Here is a 17,818-nt window from a genome sequence, read left to right on the forward strand (position 1 = left end):
TTGCATACTGTTTCGTATGAATGACCCTGATGTGGAGTCTCTGACCCGGATCCTCGCGCCCCGGTTGCGGGTGCTGGCGGAGGTCGCCAGGACCGAGCACGTCACCCGTGCCGCCGAGGCGTTGCACATGCCCCAACCCACGCTGAGCAGGGCTTTGGCCCGGTTTCAGGAGGAGCTGGGGATGGCGTTGGTGGAGCGCACCGGTCGGGGGATCCGCCTGACCCGGGCCGGCCGGCTGCTGTTGCCGCACGTGGAGCGGGCACTGGACGATCTGCGCCAGGGGGTGGCCGAACTCACTGGCGCGGAGGAGGGCCGGGTGGCGCTGACCTTCCTGCCCACTCTGGGTGTGGAGGTGGTACCGGTGCTGCTGCGGGGGTTTCGGGCCGAGCATCCGGGGGTGCGGTTCACCCTGACCCAGGAGGCGTGGGCCGACTCCCTGCGCCGGCTGGCCTCGGGCGGCGCGGATCTGGCGCTGACCTCGCCGCTGCCCTCGGGACCCGGATTGATCTCGGCGGTACTGCACACCCAGTACCTGCGGTTGGTGGTGCCCGAACACCATCCGCTGGCCGATCAGGGGCCGGTGTACCTGGCACCGATCCGGGACGAGTTCATCCTGCTCAAACCGGGTCGCGGGGTGCGGCACCTGACCGACCGGCTCAGTGACCAGGCGGGGTTCACCCCTCGGGTGGCCTTCGAGGCCGACGACATAGCCACCGCGCGCGGACTGGTGGCAGCGGGTCTGGGGGTGTCGGTGCTGCCCGCCCGTCCCAAGGGGCCGTTGGCCGGGACGGTGGAGTTGCGGCTGCGCGACGGGGACGCCACCCGGCCGGTGGGCGTGGTCTGGCCGCAGGAGGGGTCGGGCGGCGGTTACGAGCCCCCGGCGGTGGCACTGTTCCGCGACTACGTGCGCCGGGTGGGCCCCGAGGTCATCCCCGACCTCACCGGCTGAGCGGAGCGGGGTCCCCGGGGCCTTCGGAGCTCTCGGAGCCCTCCGGAGCCTTCAGGGGCCGGGGCCGGTAGACGAAGGTCACCAGGACCACGGAGATGTTCATCAGCAGGAACCAGGCGACCAGCTTGGACAGCGGCACCAGCTCCCACCCCTCGGCCTGGTTGGGATAGATCCAGGCACCGGCGAAGGTGGCGATGTTCTCCGCCACCCAGATGAAGAAGGCCACGCCCAGGAAGGACGCCAGGATCGGCATCCGCCGCCAGGGCTGGGAGCGGTGGTTGCGAAAGTGCATGACGCAGCGGATGTTCAGTGCCACGACCAGGACCAGCAGGCCCCAGCGCAGGTCGACCACGTAGTGGTGGCCGAAGAAGTTGGCGTAGATGGCCACCGCGAGCAGCGCGGTCGCCCAGCGGGGCGGGTAGTGGTCGAAGCGCAGGTCGAACAGGCGGAAGACCCGGACCATGTAGGAGCCCACCGCCGCGTACATGAAGCCGGTGTAGAGCGGAACCCCGGCGATCCAGAACAGGCCGTCGCCGCCGTAGTGCCAGGAGCCGACGGCGGTCTTGAAGAGCTCCATGGCGGTACCGACAAGGTGGAAAAGGACGATCACCCACAGCTCGCGACCGCTCTCCAGCTTCGCCAGGAGCATGAGCACCTGGATCGCGACCGCACCGACGACCAGGGCGTCGCTGCGGGAGAGCGCGGCACCTTCGGGAAACCACGCATGGGTGCCGAGCAGCAGGGCCAGCATCAGGGCACCGAAGATACAGGCCCAGGCCTGCTTGACCGTGAACACGGCGAACTCCAGCAGGTACCCGCGTACCCTCCCCCGGCCGCTCAGGGACTCCAGGCGCCGGTGCGCCCAGGTGTCCAGGCGCTGCTCGACGGAGGTCAGGGCCCACTGTTGTCCACTTGTCATGCGCTCGATGGTACGAATCATCCGGTTTCTTCCCGAATCAGAGCGTGCGCCGCACGGTGAAAACCGGTTGTGGGAGCGGTTCCGGCGGACCAGGATGGGTCCCCATGAACGCTCAGCACAGCTCCGCGCAAACCCCCGCTCCAGCCGCACCCGCACCTTCCTCGGGACGCCCCGTCGTCCTCGTCACCGGAGTGGGGCGCACCGTCGGGATCGGCGCGGCCATCGCCCGCCAGCTGGCGGAGTCCGGCTGGGACGTGGCCCGAACCCAGTGGACCCCCTATGACGACCGCATGCCCTGGGGGGTCGAGGACGCGGCCACCGACACCATCGGCACCGAACTCGCCGGACACGGCGCCGCCACGCTCGCCGTCGAGGCCGACATGGCCGCCCCCGACTCCCCCGCGCGCGTCTTCGACGAGGTCGAACAGCGCCTGGGCCCGGTACGCGCGCTGGTGATCTGCCACTGCGAGTCAGTGGACTCGGGGATCCTGGACACCAGCGTGGAGAGCTTCGACCGCCACCTCGCCGTCAACGCCCGTGCCCCCTGGCTGCTGGTGCGCGAGTTCGGACGGCGTTTTACCGGGGAATACGGCAGTGGCCGGATCATCGCCCTGACCAGCGACCACGTGGTGCACAACCTGCCCTACGGGGCCAGCAAGGGCGCCCTGGACCGGATCGTGCTGGCCTCGGCACGCGAACTCGCCCACCTGGGCGTGACCGCCAACGTGATCAATCCGGGCCCGGTGGACACCGGCTGGATGCCCGACCAGGTGCGCGAGCACTGCACCGAGCACACCCCGCTGGGCCGCCTGGGCACCCCGCGCGACACCGCGCACCTGGTCGATTTCCTGTGCTCACCGCAGGGCGGCTGGGTCAACGGCCAGCTCCTGAAGAGCGATGGCGGTATCTCGGCCTAGCTCTCTCCACCCGGATGATCTTGCTACCAGGAGCAAGTTCGGCGCCGATTTCGCTTCTGGTAGCAAGATCACGGGGGTTAGAACGGGTAGCGGGCCGGGTCGGCCTGCATGGTGATCCACTGGGTCTCGGTGAAGGCCTCCAGGTTGGCGCGGGTGCCGCCGAAGCGCGAGCCCGTGCCCGAGTAGCCCACACCGCCGAAGGGGGCCACCGCCTCGTCGTCCACGGTCTGGTCGTTGATGTGCACGATCCCGCTGGGGATGCGGTCGGCGATCTCCATGCCGCGCATCGGGTTGGTGGTGACCACGCCCAGGGACAGCCCGTACTCGGTGGAGTTGGCCAGCTCCACCAGCTCGTCCACCGAGGAGAAGCGCACCACCGGGGCGACCGGGCCGAACACCTCCTCCGCGTAGGCGGGGGTTTCCGGGTTCACCCGGTCCAGGACGGTGGGCCGGTAGTACAGGTCCTGGTAGGTGCCGCCCGCGCGCAGCTGGGCCCCGTGCTGGACGCTGCTGGTGACCAGGTGGTGGATCTTGTCGCGCTGACCGGCGTCGATGATCGGCCCGAGCGCCGCACCGTCCTGTTCGGTGCTGCCCACGACCAGCGCCTCGGCCTTGGCGGCCAGGCGCTCCACGTAGGCGTCGGCCACCGACTCGTGCACCAGGTGGCGGCCGGTGGTCATGCAGATCTGCCCCTGGTGCAGGAAGGAGCCCCAGGCGCCGATGGCGGCGGCCGAGTCCAGGGCGGCGTCGTCCAGGATGACCAGCGGGGAGTTGCCGCCCAGCTCCAGGTGGACGCGCTTGAGGTGGCGGGCGGCGGCCTCGCCCACCTTGCGTCCGGCCGGGGTGGAGCCGGTGAAGGAGATGACGCGCACGTGCGGGTCGGCGACCAGGGCCTCGCCCGCCTCGACCCCGCCGGGCAGGACCTGGAAGACCCCTTCGGGGACCCCGGCCTGACGGAAGGCCTCGGCCAGGACGGCGCCGCCGCACACAGCGGTGCGCGGGTCGGGCTTGAGGATGACGGCGTTGCCCAGGGCCAGGGCCGGGGCGACCGAGCGGATGCCCAGGATGAGGGGGACGTTGAACGGAGCGATCACCCCGACCACGCCCGCCGGGACCTGGCGGGAGAAGCTCAGCCGCGGCTTGGCGGTGCGCAGGATCTCACCGTGCGGTTGGGAGGCCAGGGCCGCGGCCTCGAAGCACTCACTGGCGGCCACGTGCACCTGGAAGCCGGCCATCCCGGCGGCCGCACCGCCCTCGCGGCGCAGCCAGCCGGTGATCTCCTCCTCGTTGGCCTCCAGCAGGTCACCGGCGCGGCGCATGACGGCGGCACGTTGCTCGTAGGAGGCGGCGGCCCAGTCGCGCTGGGCCTTGGCGGCGCGGGCTGCGGCCTCGCGCACGTCCTCGGCGTCGGCGATTCCGGTACGGCCCAGGACAGCGCCGGAGGAGGGCGAGACGACCTCGGCGTCACCGCCCCTGGCCGGGGTCCAGGCCCCGGTGAAGACGGCGCTGGTGAAATCCTCGGCGGCGAGCAGGCTCACGGTGTGGCTCCTTACGAAGGCGAATGCGGTACTGCGGGATGTGGCTTGTGCGACGCGGGCACGGGCACGGGCGCGGTTCAGGCGACCGGCTGGTCGGTGCCGCGTTTGGCGCGTTGGATCTGGGCGTAGACGCGGGCGCGCAGGTCGGTGAAGCGTTCGTCCTGGCGGGTGGTGAGCTGGTCGCGTTCGGTCGGCAGGTCCACGGTGATGTCGTCCTGGACGACGGTGGGCGAGTTGGACAACACCAGCACCCGTTCGCCCAGGTAGACGGCTTCGTCGATGTCGTGGGTGACGAACAGGACGGTCACCCCCAGGCGCTGCCAGATCTCGCGGACCAGATCCTCCAGGTCGGCACGGGTCTGGGCGTCCACGGCGGCGAAGGGCTCGTCCATGAGCAGCACCTGGGGTTCGTAGGCGATCGCCCGGGCGATGGCCACGCGCTGCTGCATGCCGCCGGAGAGCTGCCAGGGGTAGGAGTCGGCGAACGTGGTTAGGCCGACCGCCTCCAGGGACTCGGTGACCAGTTCGGTCCGGCGGGCCTTGGGCAGCTTCTTCTCCTTGAGCGGGAGTTCCACGTTCTCGCGCACGCTCATCCACGCGAACAGGCTGCGGCCGTACTCCTGGAAGACCACGGCCATGCCGGGCGGTGGGGCCAGGACCGGTTGGTCGGCCAGTTCCACGGTGCCGCTGGTGGGTGCCATGAGCCCGGCGATGCACTTGAGCAGGGTGGTCTTGCCGCAGCCGGAGGGGCCGACCAGGCAGACCAGTTCGCCCTCGGCGAGTTCGAAGGTGAGGTCGCGGACGGCCTCCACGGCCGTGGCGCCGCCATTGTAGATCTTCTGCAGGCCGGTGACTTTGAGCATGGCGGGTCGTTCCCCCTGGTTGTCGCTGTGGTTCATGGTGCCTCACTCCCCCCGGTTGGCGGCGCGCAGGCCGCGGTACCAGCCCAGGACACGGCCCTCGACAAGCTCGAACAGGGACGAGAGCAGGAAGCCGATCACGCCGAGCAGGACCATGCCAGCCCACATCTCGGGAATGGCGAAGGTGCGCTGGAACTGCACGATGGCGAAACCCAGGCCGCTGGAGCTGGCGAACATCTCGCTGATCACCATGAGGATGATGGCCAGGGCCAGGGCCAGGCGCAGACCGGCCATGATCTGCGGGCTGGCCGAGCGCAGTACCAGCACCCGCAGTCGGGTCACCCCGGAGATCCCGTAGCAGCGGGCGGTGTCGGACAGGACCGGGTCGACCGCACGCACGCCCTCGACGGTGTTGAGCAGGATGGGCCACACGCAGCCGAAGACGATCACCATGATCTTCATGGAATCGTCGATCCCGGCGAGCATGATCATCAGCGGGACGAGCACGGGCGGCGGGATGGCGCGCAGGAACTCCAGGACGGGTTCGATGGTGGCGCGCACACGTGCGTCCAGGCCGAGCAGGACGCCCAGTCCGACGCCGATCACGGCGGCGATCGCGAACCCGGTGAGCAGGCGGCCCAGGCTGGGCAGCACGTCCACGAAGAAGCGTTCGGAGAACCACAGGTCGGCGAAGGCCGAGGCGATGGCGGCGGGGGTGGGCGTGTAGAAGCTGGCGCCGGGCTGGGCGGTGATCGCCCAGTACACACCCACGATCAGGGTCGGTAGGGCCAGCACGTGCAGCAGGCGCAGGCCGATCCCGGGGGCTCCGGGGCGGCGTCGGCTCGCGGTGAAGCGGGCGGCGCGGCCGGGGGCGCGACCTTCGGGGCCCCGGCCGGGTCCTTCGTGGTCACCCCTACCGGTGGCGCCGGGTTCGACGGTGGTGGGCTGGCTCATACGGCGACCTCCCCGCGGACGGACGTGTGCCAGCGCAGGACGCGCCGTTCCAGGGCGCGCACGCCGATGTTGATGACCACGCCGAGGATGCCGGTGGCGACGATCCACGCGTAGACCAGGGCGACGGCGCCGCCCTGCTGGGCGTTGGTGATCTGGGCCCCGATTCCGGGGGAGCCGATGATCAGCTGGGCGGTGATGGACAGGATGAGGCCAACGGCGGCGGCCAGGCGCAGACCGGTCATCAGGTAGGGCAGGGTGGTGGGCCACACGACGTAGCGGATGCGGGCCAGGCGGCCCAGGCCGTAGGAGCGGGCGGTCTGTTCGGCGACCGGGTCCACGTCGGCTACCCCGTAGAGCACCTGAATGTAGATCAGCCAGAAACAGGCGTACACGACCAGGAGCAGGGTGGAACGGATGTCGGTGCCGTACATCAGCACGGCCAGCGGGATGAGCGCCACCGAGGGGATGGGCCGCAGGAAGTCGACCGTGGAGGTGGTGAAGGCGCGCAGCCGGGGTGTGGCGCCCAGGGCGAAGCCGATCAGGATGGCGGCGGCCAAGGCGATGGCCAGGCCCAGCGCCCATCCGTACAGGGTGTGGCCGATGGCCTCCCAGAAGGGTGCGGTGGTGGCGCGCTGGGCCAGGGTGGTCAGGACTTCGGAGACCGGCGGGAAGTAGCGTTCGGGCACCGCGCCCAGGCGGGGCGCGATCTCCCACAGTGCGAGCAGCCCGATGATGCCCAGGGAGCCCAGCAGGGGCCGGTTGGGTGCGGAGCGGCTGAGCACCGGGCGTCGAGGCGCGAATCGGCCGGGTTGGGGTCGCTGGAGTGTGGCGGTCATCGGATCAGCGTTTCCAGGTCGGGGTCGGCGTCGATGATGCCGTCGGCGGCCATCAGCTCGGCCAGGGTCTGTACGGCCTCGGTGTCGATCCGGGCGGGGAAGCGCGGCCAGCGCAGCTGGTCGAACAGGTCCGGGTCGATCTCGGTGTAGGCGGTGAGGATCTGGGTGGTCTCCTCGGGGTTGTCCTCGGCGTAGGCCAGGGACTCGTTCATCGCCTCGGTGAAAGCGTCGACGGTGTCGGGGTCCTGGGCGATGAGTTCGTCGGAGGTGAAGTAGGTGGCGATGGACAGCTCCGGGTGCAGGTCCACGAAGTTGCCCGCGATCTGGGTGGCGCCCTGTTGGAGGGCGACGGTGAGGAAGGGTTCGACCACCCAGGCGGCGTCGACCTGGCCGTTGTCCAGGGCGCCGGGCATGTCGGGGAAGGCGAGTTCGATGAAGTCGAGGTCGGTGGGGTCTCCGCCCGCCACGCGCACGGAGTTGCGTACCGAGGTGTCGCCGATGTTGTTGAGGTTGTCGATCGCCACGGTGGCGCCGTCCAGGTCGGCGGGGTCGGTGACGTCGCTGTCGGCGGGCACGACCAGGGCGCTGTAGTCGGTGTCGGCGTCGCCGGTGGTGGTCATGCCGTTGGCGACCACGGTCAGGGGCAGGCCCTGTTCGCGGGCGATGATCAGGGAGGCGAGGTTGCCGAAGGCGAAGTCGAGCTCTCCGCTGACCACGCGGGGGACGGTGGTGGCGCCGCCCCCGCCGGTCTCGATGGTCACGTCCAGGCCCCGCTCGGAGAAGAAACCCTGTTCCACCCCGAGGTAGAGGGGCGCGACCGCGGTGATGGGCAGTACGCCCACGCTGACTGGGGTGAGCCCGTCCTCGGAGGCGGCGGTGTCGCCGGAACCGCAGGCGGTGGCGGTCAGGGTGAGTGCGGCGCCTGCGGCGAGCACGCCCAGGGTGGTCTTCGTGGCGGTCATGTGTTCTCTCCTGAGGGCGGGCGGGTGGAACGGGTGCGGGTTGGGGTGGAGCCGGGCTGTGCGGGCGGGGTCAGTTCAGGAGCGGGTCGAGGTCGGGGTCGGAGTCCAGGAGGCCGTCGGTGACCATCAGGTCGGCGAGCACCCGCACGGACTCCTCGTTGATCTGTCCGGGGAAGCGCGGCAGGGCCATCAGCTCGATGAGGTCGGGGTCGATCTCGGTGTAGGTGGCCAGGATGCGGCGGACCTCGTCGGGGTTGTCCTCGGCGTAGGCGAGGGATTCGTGAAGCGCTTCGGTGATCCCGTCGAAGAGCTCGGGGGCCTCGGCCATCCGGTCCTCTGCGGCGAAGTAGGCGGCCACGGACAGGTCGGGGTGGGTGTCAACGAAGTTGGAGGCGATCTCGCGGTGCCCGGCCTCACGGATGGTGGAGGCGAAGGGTTCCACGGCCCAGACCGCGTCGATCTGGCCGGTCTCCAGGGCTGCGGGCATGTCCGGGAAGGGCAGTTCGACGAAGTCGACCGCGGCCGGGTCCCCGCCCGCTTCGCGCACGGACTGGCGGACGGTGGTGTCGCCGATGTTGTTGAGGTTGTTGGCGGCCACGGTCAGGCCCTCCAGTTCGGCGGCGCTGGTGACGTCGCTGTCGGAGAGGACGAACACCCCACCGAAGTCGCCTCCCTGCTCTCCTGCGCTGGTGACGCCGTTGGTGAGGGTGGTCAGGGGCAGACCCTGCTCGCGGGCGACGATGAGCGAGACCACGTTGCTGAAGGCGAAGTCGAACTCGCCGCTGATCACCCCGGGGACGATCGCGGCCCCGCCGGATCCGGACTCCAGTTGGAGGTCGATGCCGCGGTCGGTGAAGAACCCCTGTTCCACACCGAGGTAGACGGGGGCCACGTCGACGATCGGGATGACCCCGGCGGTGACGGTGGTCAGGCCGTCGGGGTCGTCGTCGGTGTCGGTGCCGCAGGCCGTGGCGGCCAGCAGCGCAACCGCCGCGGTCAGGGCGGCCGGGATCGGGCGCATCGCAACTCCAACTGGTGAGGGGGCGGGGTGGGACGCGACCACCCGAATTTGTACGCTTAGCGCACATGTGTTCTGAAAGTGAACATAGGTGATCCGCATCACCGGGTCAAGGTGTGCTCGGGGCACATTTCGAACACGTGAACAGCGGAGGATCGGATGACCGCGCCTGGTCAGGGCCTTTTCGCGCGCGACCAGAGCCCGGACAAACCCCACCCGCACCCCGGAGCGCCCGGGCCGAGCGGAACAGGATAGGGTTGCCTAACCAAACCGCCACGTGAGGTGAACGCCCGCATCGACGGCGTCCTCACGCGAGCCCAGCAGTGAGCACCACCCGATTGGACGTGGACCCGTGCGGCTTCCCACCGCCCCGGACGGCCGCCGAGGCTGTTCGGCACTGGCCCGCTACACCGACGAGCAGATCGCGGGCACCGCGGGCTCCAGCAGCGGCTGGCTCCTGATCGAGCACAACGGCCCCTGGCGTCACCCGGGCTTCGCCAGCCCCGGCCTGGACAAGGCAGTCGTCTCCCAGCTGGCCGAACGCATCGCCGGCCACGCCGTCAGGCCGCAGCTCATCAAGCGCCCCGGGGCCAACGAACGCACCCCCGCCGACGGCCCGCTGCGCGCTTACCTCGTCCACACCAGCCGCACCCGCCCCTGGACCCGCCGAATCGACTTCCACAACCTGGCCGAACTGCTCCAGATCGACGTCACCGCCGCCGAGCGCCCCGAACCGCCCTCCTTCGGCACCGCGGTGGACCACACCCTCTACCTGGTGTGCACCCACGCCAAGAAGGACCCCTGCTGCGCGATGCTGGGCCGCCCGGTCGCCGCCGCGCTGGCCGGGGGCCAGGCAGAGGTCTGGGAAACCACCCACGTGGGCGGGGACCGCTTCGCGGCCAACCTGGTGACCCTGCCCCAGGGCGTGTACTTCGGCCGCCTGGACCCGGAGTCGGCACAGTCGACCGTGGCCGCCTTCGAGCGCGGACTGGTCCTGCCGGAGAACTACCGGGGCCGCTGCACCGACTCCGGGGCCGCCCAGGCCGCCGAGGCCGCGCTGCGCGCCCGTATCGCCCGTCCCGTGGGCGTCAACGCCATCACCCACCTGGCCGAGGAGGAGAGCGAGGACGGGGTCCGGCTCACCCTGGGCCACGACGGCGGCCTGTACTCGGTGTCGGTGGAGACCGTGGAGGGCCAGGAGTGCCCCACCACCTGCTCGGCGCTCTCCCCCACCCGCCCGGTGCACCACCGGGTGCGCCAGATCACGGGAACACCGCTTCGCGGCGGCCTGACCAGAGGCGCCGCGGTGTAAAGCCGCTGCTGATCTTCGAAGGCCGAGGGACCGGCCCCGTGGCGCGGGGCCGGTCCCTCCTTGCCCGCAGGACGGCGCCATCGGGCAGAGACACACCTGCACTGGTCAATCGGGTAGGCGGGTCGGGTCACCCGACCCGCCTCCCACACCACCAGGCATGCGGGCCCGCACCTGGCGGTTCGTCAAGCCGTCTCAGACGACGACCGGCCCGGCCATCAAGGCCCGGACCCATGGATCCAGCTCTTGGGAACTGCGCCGTGGCCGCCTACGCACCAGCATGAAGCAGCTCTGAGGGAATGCACCCTCTCCGCCCCACGGTGGACCGGCTCTCAGACCGGCTTACAGCGATCATTACGACCCAACCGAGCAAGCCCCCTCCTTCTGCTCCACTCGACGTTCAGCCCTTCCTGACCTGCCGGTCAGTACTATGGCCTCTGCTGACTTCTGCCTGGTCAGACCCACCCTTGCGAGCGGACCCGTCGGCGCAGCGACAACTCAGCAAACCGACACCCAGACAGACCTCCCCGGATAAGAACAGCCACTTTCCCCCTACGCCTGCCGTGTTTACACCCCGACCGTCTTGACGGTGACGGGCTTCGCCATCCGTGGCTGGCTCACCCCGGTCGGACTGCCTCATACACGGTTCGTGTTCCTCAGTGCAGGGTTTCGCCTCGGGCTTCCTTCCGACCCCACCTCGCGATGACGCCGTTGCCTCCGGCTCGCGGTTGGCACCATCTCCTCCCGCAAGGGACTTTCACCCTCAAGCAACTGCCCATGCCGGGCGTACCACCGATGAGGGGGCGGGCCCGACCGGGCCCGCCCCCTCATGGTGGTTCGTGTGTCGTCGTTCGTGTCGGTCCCGGCCGGTCAGGCCCAGAAACCGAAGTTGTACAGCAGGAAGTTGGTGGCGGCGATGGCGCCCAGCGCCAGCACCGACCCGGTGACGAACGAGGTCCGCAGCGAACGCACCAGGAACTCCAACGACAGCAGGTTGTTGAGGATGAAGTACCCCAGCATCATCCCGTGCCAGAACGAGTCCAGGTTCCACGGCTCGAAGAAGTAGGCCGACCCGGTCCACACGTCGGTCTCGGTGGTGAACCACGACCACGCCAGCGCCGCGCCGTACCCCAGCGGGATCTGGATGATCGGGATGATCATCCACGGCAGCAGCTTGACGAAGCCCCACAGGCCCGGCTGGTCGACCCGGCGCGCCTCGGCCTGGGCCCGCCGCGCCGCGTCCTGCTCAGCGCGCACCCGCTCGCGGTGGGCGCGCTCGGCCTCCTGGCGGCGCCGCTGCTCCTCCTGCTGCTCCTGGGCCCTTCGCTGCTGCGCCATCTGCCGCTGGCGCTGTTCCTCGGCCTGCCGGTACTGCTGTTCCTGCTGCTGCCGGGGGGCGGTCCGCGGACCGCGGCGCTCGCCGTACAGGTCGGCGTAGGGGTCGTCGTCGACCGGACGTCCCTGGCCCTGGCCGAACTGCTGGGTGGGCTGGTACCCACCCTGGTTCGGCGGCTGCTGGTACTGGGACGTGGGCGGAACCTGCCCCTGCCCCGGCTGCCCCGGCGCCTGGGTTCCGGACTGGGTTCCGGGGAACTGAGCCGTGGGCTGGTAGGGAGCGCCCTGCTGGTTGCCCAGCACCGAGGTGGCACCCGCCGAGGGGTCCTGGGTACCGTAACCGCCCGACGGTGCCACCTGGGTGGACTGGTCGTCGCCGAAGGCGCCCGCGGCCGCGGCACCGGCCACCGCACCGGCGGCGCCGCCCAGCGCCGCCGCGCCGCCCGCACCCAGCACCTCGGTCCGCTGGTGGCCACCGGTCGCCCCGGGGTCGCCCGCCGAGGTCGCCAGAGCCTTGTTGACCTTGGCCACCTGCTCCTGCACGCCCATCATCACCGCCGGGGGCAGCCAGGAGGCACCGGCGTGCACGTCGCCCAGGTAGTCCAGGATCTCACCCGGGCCCGGCCGCCCGCGCACGTCCTTCGAAAGACAGGCCGCGATCAGGTGCCGCAGCGACTCGGGGACCGCGGACAGGTCCGGTTCCTTGCTGATGATGCGCATGACCATCGTGGGCATGTTGCCCTCACCGAAGGGCCCGGTGCCCGCCGCCGCGAACGCCAGCACCGCGCCGTAGGCGAACAGGTCGCTGGCGGGCGTGAGCTCGGTCCCCTGCACCTGCTCGGGACTCATGAACCCCGGCGTGCCGATCACCGACTGCGTGGCCGCGGTGCCGTCGGTGGCCCGCGCGATACCGAAGTCGATCACCCGCGGCCCGTCCTCGGACAGCAGCACGTTGCCGGGCTTGAGGTCGCGGTGGATCAGCCCGACCCGGTGGATCTCACCCAGGGCCTCGGCCAGACCGGCCGCCAGCACCATCATGCTGGCCTCGGGCAGCGGGCCGTGGGCCTGCACCGCCTCGTCCAGCGGCAGAGAGGGCACGTAGGAGGTGACCAGCCAGGGCACCTCGTCATCGGGCCCGGCGTCGATGACCGGGGCGGTGAACGCCCCGCTGACCTGCCGGGCCGCGTTGACCTCCCGGGCGAACCGCTGCCGGAAGGAAGGGTCCGTGGCCAGGTGCGGATGGATGCGCTTGATCGCGACCGCGCGGCCACCGGCCGAGCGCCCGAAGAACACCTGACCCATGCCACCGGCGCCCAAGCGCCCGATCAGCCGATACCGACCGACCCGCTCCGGATCAGTGCTCTCTAGCGGCCCCAACGTCCTCAACCTCCGGCTCTGCGGCGTGTTCCTACCGAACGGGGCCCCAGTCTAGGGCCCCGGTTCCCCGTACGGACCATCGTGACCATGTGTGATCCGCGCCGGTGCTCCGGGGTTCACGGGAAGGCGGCGGAGGTTCCCAGAAGAGGGATCGGCGTGAGGTCGGAACGTCCGGACCCGGGCACAGAGTTCCCGACTGGCCACAGACGGCCAACTCAGAGCTCCGACCAGGCAGGAGGGGAAGGGCCCCCTAGGGTCGGAAGCGCCACCGAGAGGATTCGACGCCCATGCAGATTCTCGACACCCTTCGCATCGACACCCGACTGCGGGTGGCCCACGGCGTGTCGTGGCTCACCGCGCAGAGCGGCGACCACCCCAGCCGCCTCCTGCACTGGCCCTGGCGGGAGAACCCCTACCCCACCTACCGCAGGCTGCGGGAACAGGGCCCGATTGTCTCCAGCCGTCTGCCCTTCCGGACCGCCACCACCCGCGCCGCTGTCGACCAGGTCCTGCGCTCCCGCGACTTCGGTGTCGAACCCCCCGGCGACCTGGATCTCCCCGAGCAGTTCAACACCGTCGAACTGTCCTTCCTCCAGAAGGACCCGCCCGACCACACCCGGCTGCGCAAGCTCGCCCGGCCCGCGTTCAGTCCCCGGCGGATGGCCGAGTACCGCACCGAGATCGAGAAGATCACCGCCGAACTCCTGGACACGGCCCTGGCGCGCGGGGAGTTCGACCTCATGCGCGACTTCGCCCAACCCCTGCCCATCACGGTGATCAGCCGACTGCTGGGGATCCCCGAACGCGACAACGCCGACTTCGTGCGCATCGGATACGTGATCGGCGGGGCCCTGGACGGTGCCGGTTCGGCGCGTCACCTGCGGGAAATCCAGGACGCGACGGCAGAATTGGACCTGTTGTTCGAGCGTTTGATGGCCGAACGCCGCACCAACCCGCGCGGGGACGTGGTCTCCACCCTGGTCAAGCAGTCCGACGACGGGGAGCTGACCACGGCCGAGCTGGGTTCGATGTGCCGTCTGTTGCTGCTCGCCGGGTTCGAGACCACGGTGAACCTGATCGGGAACGGAGTGATGGCCCTGCTGCGCCACCGGGAACAGTGGGAGCGGCTGGTCGCCGACCCCGAGCTGGTCACCGGAGCGGTGGAGGAGGTCCTGCGCTTCGACTCCCCGGTCCAGGTCACCGGGCGCTGGGCCCGACGGGACACCGAGGTGGAGGGCGTCCGGGTTCGCACCGGTGAGCAGGTGGTGTGCCTGATCGGATCGGCCAACCGGGACCCCGGACACTTCCCGGACCCGGACCGGTTCGACATCACCCGGTCCGACTCCGGTGAGCATCTGGCCTTCTCCGGCGGCGCCCACTACTGCCTGGGGGCGCCACTGGCCAGGCTGGAGGGGGAGATCGCCCTCCGGGCCCTGGCGCAGCGGGCCCCGGGGCTGCGTCCCACGGCGATGCCCACCCGGCGAGGCACCCTGACGGTACGGTCCCTGTCCGCGTTCCCGGTCACCGCCGGGCGCCGATAGAGGGCGGGGGCCGCAAGGGTGCGAGAAGCTGTCCAGGACGGCTGGCGTTCGGCCACGCGCGGGCGGGGTGTTCTGCTGTCGGCGGGGGCGGTGTGCGTGGTCATCTTCGTGGTGGTAACAGTTCTGGTGCTGGTCCTTCCTGCGCCGGTCGAGGAACCTGCGAGTGAGCTTCCCGGCTTGGCCGAGGCCCACGGGATCAAGCTGGGCGTGGCGGTGGCGGTCAACCCGCTGGCACACGATGCCGTGTACCGGGACCTGGTCACCGACCACTACACGTCGGTGACGGCCGAGAACACGATGAAGTGGCAGCACGTCCAGCCCGAGAGGTACGAGTTCGACTGGAGCGGACCGGACCTCATGGTGGACTTCGCCGAGGACAACGGGCTGTCCGTCCGCGGGCACACGCTGCTGTGGCACAACCAGCAGCCCGACTGGCTGGCGCAGGGGTTCTTCGACGCCGACGAGCTGCGCACGGTCATGCGCGAGCACACCGAGGCACTGCTGGGCCGCTACGAGGGCCGGATCGACTCCTGGGACGTGATCAACGAACCCTTCGAGGAGAACTCCTCCGAGCTGCGCGAGAACCTGTGGTACCAGACCCTGGGCGAGGACTACATCGCCGAGGCCCTGTGGATGGCGCACGAGGTGGACCCCGAGGCCAAGCTGTACATCAACGAGTTCAACACCGAGGGCAGCGGGGAGAAGGCCGACGCCCTGTACGAGCTCTCCTCGAGCCTGCTGGAGCGCGGTGTACCCCTGCACGGCATCGGTTTCCAGGGGCACTTCGTGCACGGCAGCGTCCCCGACGACCTGGCCGAGAACATGCAGCGCTTCGCCGACCTGGGTCTGGACGTGGAGATCAGCGAGCTGGACGTGCGTATCCCCGAACCGGCCACCCCGGAGGACCTGGCCGCCCAGGCCGACGAGTACCGGCACGTCCTGGAGTCCTGCCTGGCGGTCTCGCGCTGCGTCGGGGTGTCGGTGTGGGGTGTGACCGACGCGCACTCCTGGATCCCGGAGTGGTTCCCCGGCTACACCGCCGCGCTGCCCTTCGACGAGGACTACGCTCCCAAGCCCGCGCTGGGCGGGATGGTGGAGGCGCTCAGCCGCAACGGCCGCCGCGCGCGACGCTGAGCGCCCCCGTCCCCGGCCCCGGTTGGCAGGCACAAGAAGGCGGGTGCGGGCCCCGGCCCGCACCCGTCATCCTGGGCGCTTCCACACGTGCTCCCTTTCACCCAGGAGTCCCACCATGGACAACAGCGCTATCCGCCCGGTCGATGTGCCCCGGGAGCTGATCGAGAGCGTCACCGGGTTCTTCGGCCCGGCCTGGGCTGATGAGCTGCCAGCTCTGGTCCGGCGCCAGAGCGACCGGTGGGGGCTGCGTCAGACCGGGGAGCCGATGCACGGCGCCCTGGCCCTGGTACTCCCGGTCGAGCGCGCGGACGGGAGCCCGGCCGTGCTCAAGCTCCAGCCGCAGGACGCCGAAACCGAGGGCGAACCCGTCGCGCTGCGCGCCTGGGACGGAGACGGGGCCGGGCGCCTGCTGGAGCACGACCCCGAAACCGCGGCCATGCTGCTGGAGCCCCTCGACGCCGGACGCAGGCTGGACCAGGAGCCCCTGGACGAGGCACTGGAGGTGATCGGCGGTCTGCTCGCACGGCTGAACGCCCACCCCGCACCAGAAGGGGTACGCGGTCTGGGACCCGTCACCCGCGACATCGCCGAGCGCGGCCGAGCCAAACTCGACCGGGTCGAGAGCGTCTGGCGCCCGGTGTACGAACGCTGGGCGGCCATCGCCGAGGAGATGGCCGCCCAGCCCGGTGATCGCCTGTTGCACTGGGACCTGCACTACGAGAACATCCTGGCCCCGTTGGAGGGCTCAGCCGCCGCCCGGCGCGGTCCCTGGCTGGCCATCGACCCCAAACCACTGGCGGGTGATCCGGGTTTCGAGCTGTTGCCCGCGCTGCGCAACCGCTGGGCGGAGGCTGAGGGGACCGGTGACCCGGTCGGTGCCGCGCGGCGCCGTTTCGACCTGATCACCGAGGTCGCCGGGATCGACCGGGGCCGTGCCCGTGCCTGGACCCGCGTGCGCCTGCTCCAGGACTGCCTGTGGATGGAGGCCGCCCGCCACGGGGTGCCCCGCTTCCACGCCCTGATGGACCAGGCCATGGAGGGTTGAGGGCCTCGGGGTCGACGGTGGGGAGGGTCGCAAGCGGCGAGGAGGGAGAGTTCAGACCCTGGAGTTCCGTGCGCTGCCAGGGGCATGATGGGGCCTGCACCGCCGCCCCCTCACCCCCCTTTCGGAGGCCACCGTGTCCGTTCCCCCTCGTCCTCCCTTCGATCCCGAACTCGCCGCCGCGCTGGTCGAGGTGGGCGGGGAGATCCCGCCCGCCATCACCCCGGAGATGATCCCGCTCCTGCGGTCGGAGGGCGCCAAACGCGCGCCGGGCGCCGACGTGGACATGACGCTGGGCGGGGTGTTCCGGGAGGAGGAGCACGCCGCCCGGGGTGCGGACGGCACCGAGGTCCCGCTGCTGGTGTGGCGGCCGGAGCGGACCACGGCGGCTACCGGGGCGCTGTTCTGGATCCACGGCGGCGGGATGGTCGCGGGCACCCATCGCGGCTGGGAGGTCCCCCGGTTGCTGGAGTTCGCCCGGGAGCTGGACCTGGTGCTGGTCTCGGTGGACTACCGGCTGGCGCCGGAGCACCCGCATCCTGTTCCGGTCGAGGACTGCTATGCCGGTCTGCTGTGGTTGGCCGATCAGGCCGGGGAACTGGGTGTGGCCCCGGATCGGCTGGTCATCGGCGGGAGCAGCGCCGGGGGCGGGCTGGCGGCCGCCACCTGCCTGCTGGCCCGGGACCGGGGCGGGCCCTCCCTGCTGGGTCAGCTGCTGCTGGGCCCGATGCTGGACGACCGCAACGACTCGGTTTCCGCGCGGCAGATGGTGGGGGTCGGGGTGTGGGACCGGGTGTCCAACGCGACCGGTTGGGGCGCGCTGCTGGGCGCGGACCGAGGCGGGCCGGACGTGTCGCCCTACGCCGCCCCGGCTCGGTGCGAGGACCTGTCCGGGCTGCCCCCGGCGTTCCTGGACGTGGGTTCGGCCGAGACCTTTCGGGACGAGGTGGTGGAGTACGCCTCACGGATCTGGCAGGCGGGCGGGGCGGCGGAGCTGCACGTGTGGCCGGGCGGGTTCCACTCATTCGACGGGTTCGCGCCCGAGGCCGCGCTCAGTCTGGACGCCGCGGCCCAGCGCCTGCCGTGGCTGCGCCGGATCCTGGCGGGGTGGGCCCGACCGGAGTGAG

Annotated in this window: 15 protein-coding genes; 7 read left to right on the forward strand and 8 right to left on the reverse strand. The window is 70.7% G+C overall.

All coding sequences use genetic code 11. The features are described from left to right. Nucleotides 1-16 precede the first annotated feature (16 nt). Complete coding sequence (locus NE857_RS17520; RefSeq protein ID WP_254416740.1) at nt 17-949, forward strand: LysR family transcriptional regulator; 933 nt, start codon at nt 17-19, stop codon at nt 947-949. On the opposite strand, the gene NE857_RS17525 is transcribed toward NE857_RS17520, so the two are convergent. Further along, nucleotides 939-1,868: a DUF817 domain-containing protein gene (locus NE857_RS17525; RefSeq protein WP_254416741.1), complete on the reverse strand. Its 930-nt coding sequence runs from the start codon at nt 1,866-1,868 to the stop codon at nt 939-941. The two genes, NE857_RS17520 and NE857_RS17525, sit on opposite strands and share 11 nt — an antisense overlap. Before the next feature lie 104 nt (nt 1,869-1,972). On the opposite strand from NE857_RS17525, the gene NE857_RS17530 reads away from it, so the two are divergent. Then, entirely contained in the window at nt 1,973-2,785 is an 813-nt protein-coding gene (locus NE857_RS17530) for an SDR family oxidoreductase (protein WP_254416742.1), read from the forward strand. Nucleotides 2,786-2,862: 77 nt separating this feature from the next. On the opposite strand, the gene NE857_RS17535 is transcribed toward NE857_RS17530, so the two are convergent. The 6 genes from NE857_RS17535 to NE857_RS17560 all read right to left on the reverse strand — a co-directional run bounded on the left by NE857_RS17535 (nt 2,863) and on the right by NE857_RS17560 (nt 8,956). Then, the gene (locus NE857_RS17535; protein ID WP_254416743.1) at nt 2,863-4,323 is read right to left on the reverse strand and encodes a benzaldehyde dehydrogenase; all 1,461 of its coding nucleotides are present in this window, start codon (nt 4,321-4,323) and stop codon (nt 2,863-2,865) included. A gap of 77 nt (nt 4,324-4,400) precedes the next feature. Further along, nucleotides 4,401-5,222: an ABC transporter ATP-binding protein gene (locus tag NE857_RS17540; protein WP_425572183.1), complete on the reverse strand. Its 822-nt coding sequence runs from the start codon at nt 5,220-5,222 to the stop codon at nt 4,401-4,403. 6 nt (nt 5,223-5,228) lie between these two features. Then, entirely contained in the window at nt 5,229-6,137 is a 909-nt protein-coding gene (locus NE857_RS17545) for an ABC transporter permease (protein ID WP_254416744.1), read from the reverse strand. Then, nucleotides 6,134-6,973 (reverse strand): ABC transporter permease, encoded by an 840-nt coding sequence (locus tag NE857_RS17550; protein ID WP_254416745.1) that lies wholly within the window; start codon nt 6,971-6,973, stop codon nt 6,134-6,136. The genes NE857_RS17545 and NE857_RS17550 overlap by 4 nt, the downstream gene beginning before the upstream one ends. Continuing rightward, complete coding sequence (locus NE857_RS17555) at nt 6,970-7,935, reverse strand: ABC transporter substrate-binding protein (protein ID WP_254416746.1); 966 nt, start codon at nt 7,933-7,935, stop codon at nt 6,970-6,972. Before NE857_RS17555 ends, NE857_RS17550 begins: the two co-directional genes overlap by 4 nt. 70 nt (nt 7,936-8,005) lie before the next feature. After that, nucleotides 8,006-8,956 carry an ABC transporter substrate-binding protein gene (locus NE857_RS17560; RefSeq protein ID WP_254416747.1) on the reverse strand — a complete coding sequence of 317 codons (951 nt, stop codon included), beginning with the start codon at nt 8,954-8,956 and terminating at the stop codon, nt 8,006-8,008. A gap of 349 nt (nt 8,957-9,305) precedes the next feature. Here NE857_RS17560 and NE857_RS34295 point away from each other — a divergent pair, with 349 nt between their 5' ends. Then, nucleotides 9,306-10,265 (forward strand): ferredoxin family protein, encoded by a 960-nt coding sequence (locus NE857_RS34295; protein ID WP_301184226.1) that lies wholly within the window; start codon nt 9,306-9,308, stop codon nt 10,263-10,265. Nucleotides 10,266-11,132: 867 nt separating this feature from the next. On the opposite strand, the gene NE857_RS17570 is transcribed toward NE857_RS34295, so the two are convergent. Next, on the reverse strand, nt 11,133-12,983 hold the full coding sequence (locus NE857_RS17570; RefSeq protein WP_363319909.1) for a serine/threonine protein kinase: 1,851 nt from the start codon (nt 12,981-12,983) through the stop codon (nt 11,133-11,135). 278 nt (nt 12,984-13,261) lie between these two features. Between NE857_RS17570 and NE857_RS17575 the strand changes: the two genes are divergently transcribed. From NE857_RS17575 to NE857_RS17590, 4 genes are all read left to right on the forward strand, one after another. Further along, nucleotides 13,262-14,515, forward strand: coding sequence for a cytochrome P450 (locus tag NE857_RS17575; protein WP_254416749.1), 1,254 nt, complete (start codon nt 13,262-13,264; stop codon nt 14,513-14,515). 72 nt (nt 14,516-14,587) lie between these two features. Continuing rightward, complete coding sequence (locus NE857_RS17580; protein WP_254422019.1) at nt 14,588-15,649, forward strand: endo-1,4-beta-xylanase; 1,062 nt, start codon at nt 14,588-14,590, stop codon at nt 15,647-15,649. Nucleotides 15,650-15,764: 115 nt separating this feature from the next. Beyond that, on the forward strand, nt 15,765-16,694 hold the full coding sequence (locus tag NE857_RS17585) for an aminoglycoside phosphotransferase family protein (RefSeq protein ID WP_254416750.1): 930 nt from the start codon (nt 15,765-15,767) through the stop codon (nt 16,692-16,694). 133 nt (nt 16,695-16,827) lie between these two features. Continuing rightward, a complete protein-coding gene (locus NE857_RS17590; RefSeq protein ID WP_254416751.1) occupies nt 16,828-17,817 on the forward strand; it encodes an alpha/beta hydrolase in 990 nt (329 codons plus the stop codon). Nucleotide 17,818 lies beyond the last annotated feature (1 nt).

Origin of the sequence: Nocardiopsis exhalans, assembly GCF_024134545.1 — a bacterium.
In the GTDB taxonomy this organism is placed as follows: domain Bacteria; phylum Actinomycetota; class Actinomycetes; order Streptosporangiales; family Streptosporangiaceae; genus Nocardiopsis; species Nocardiopsis exhalans.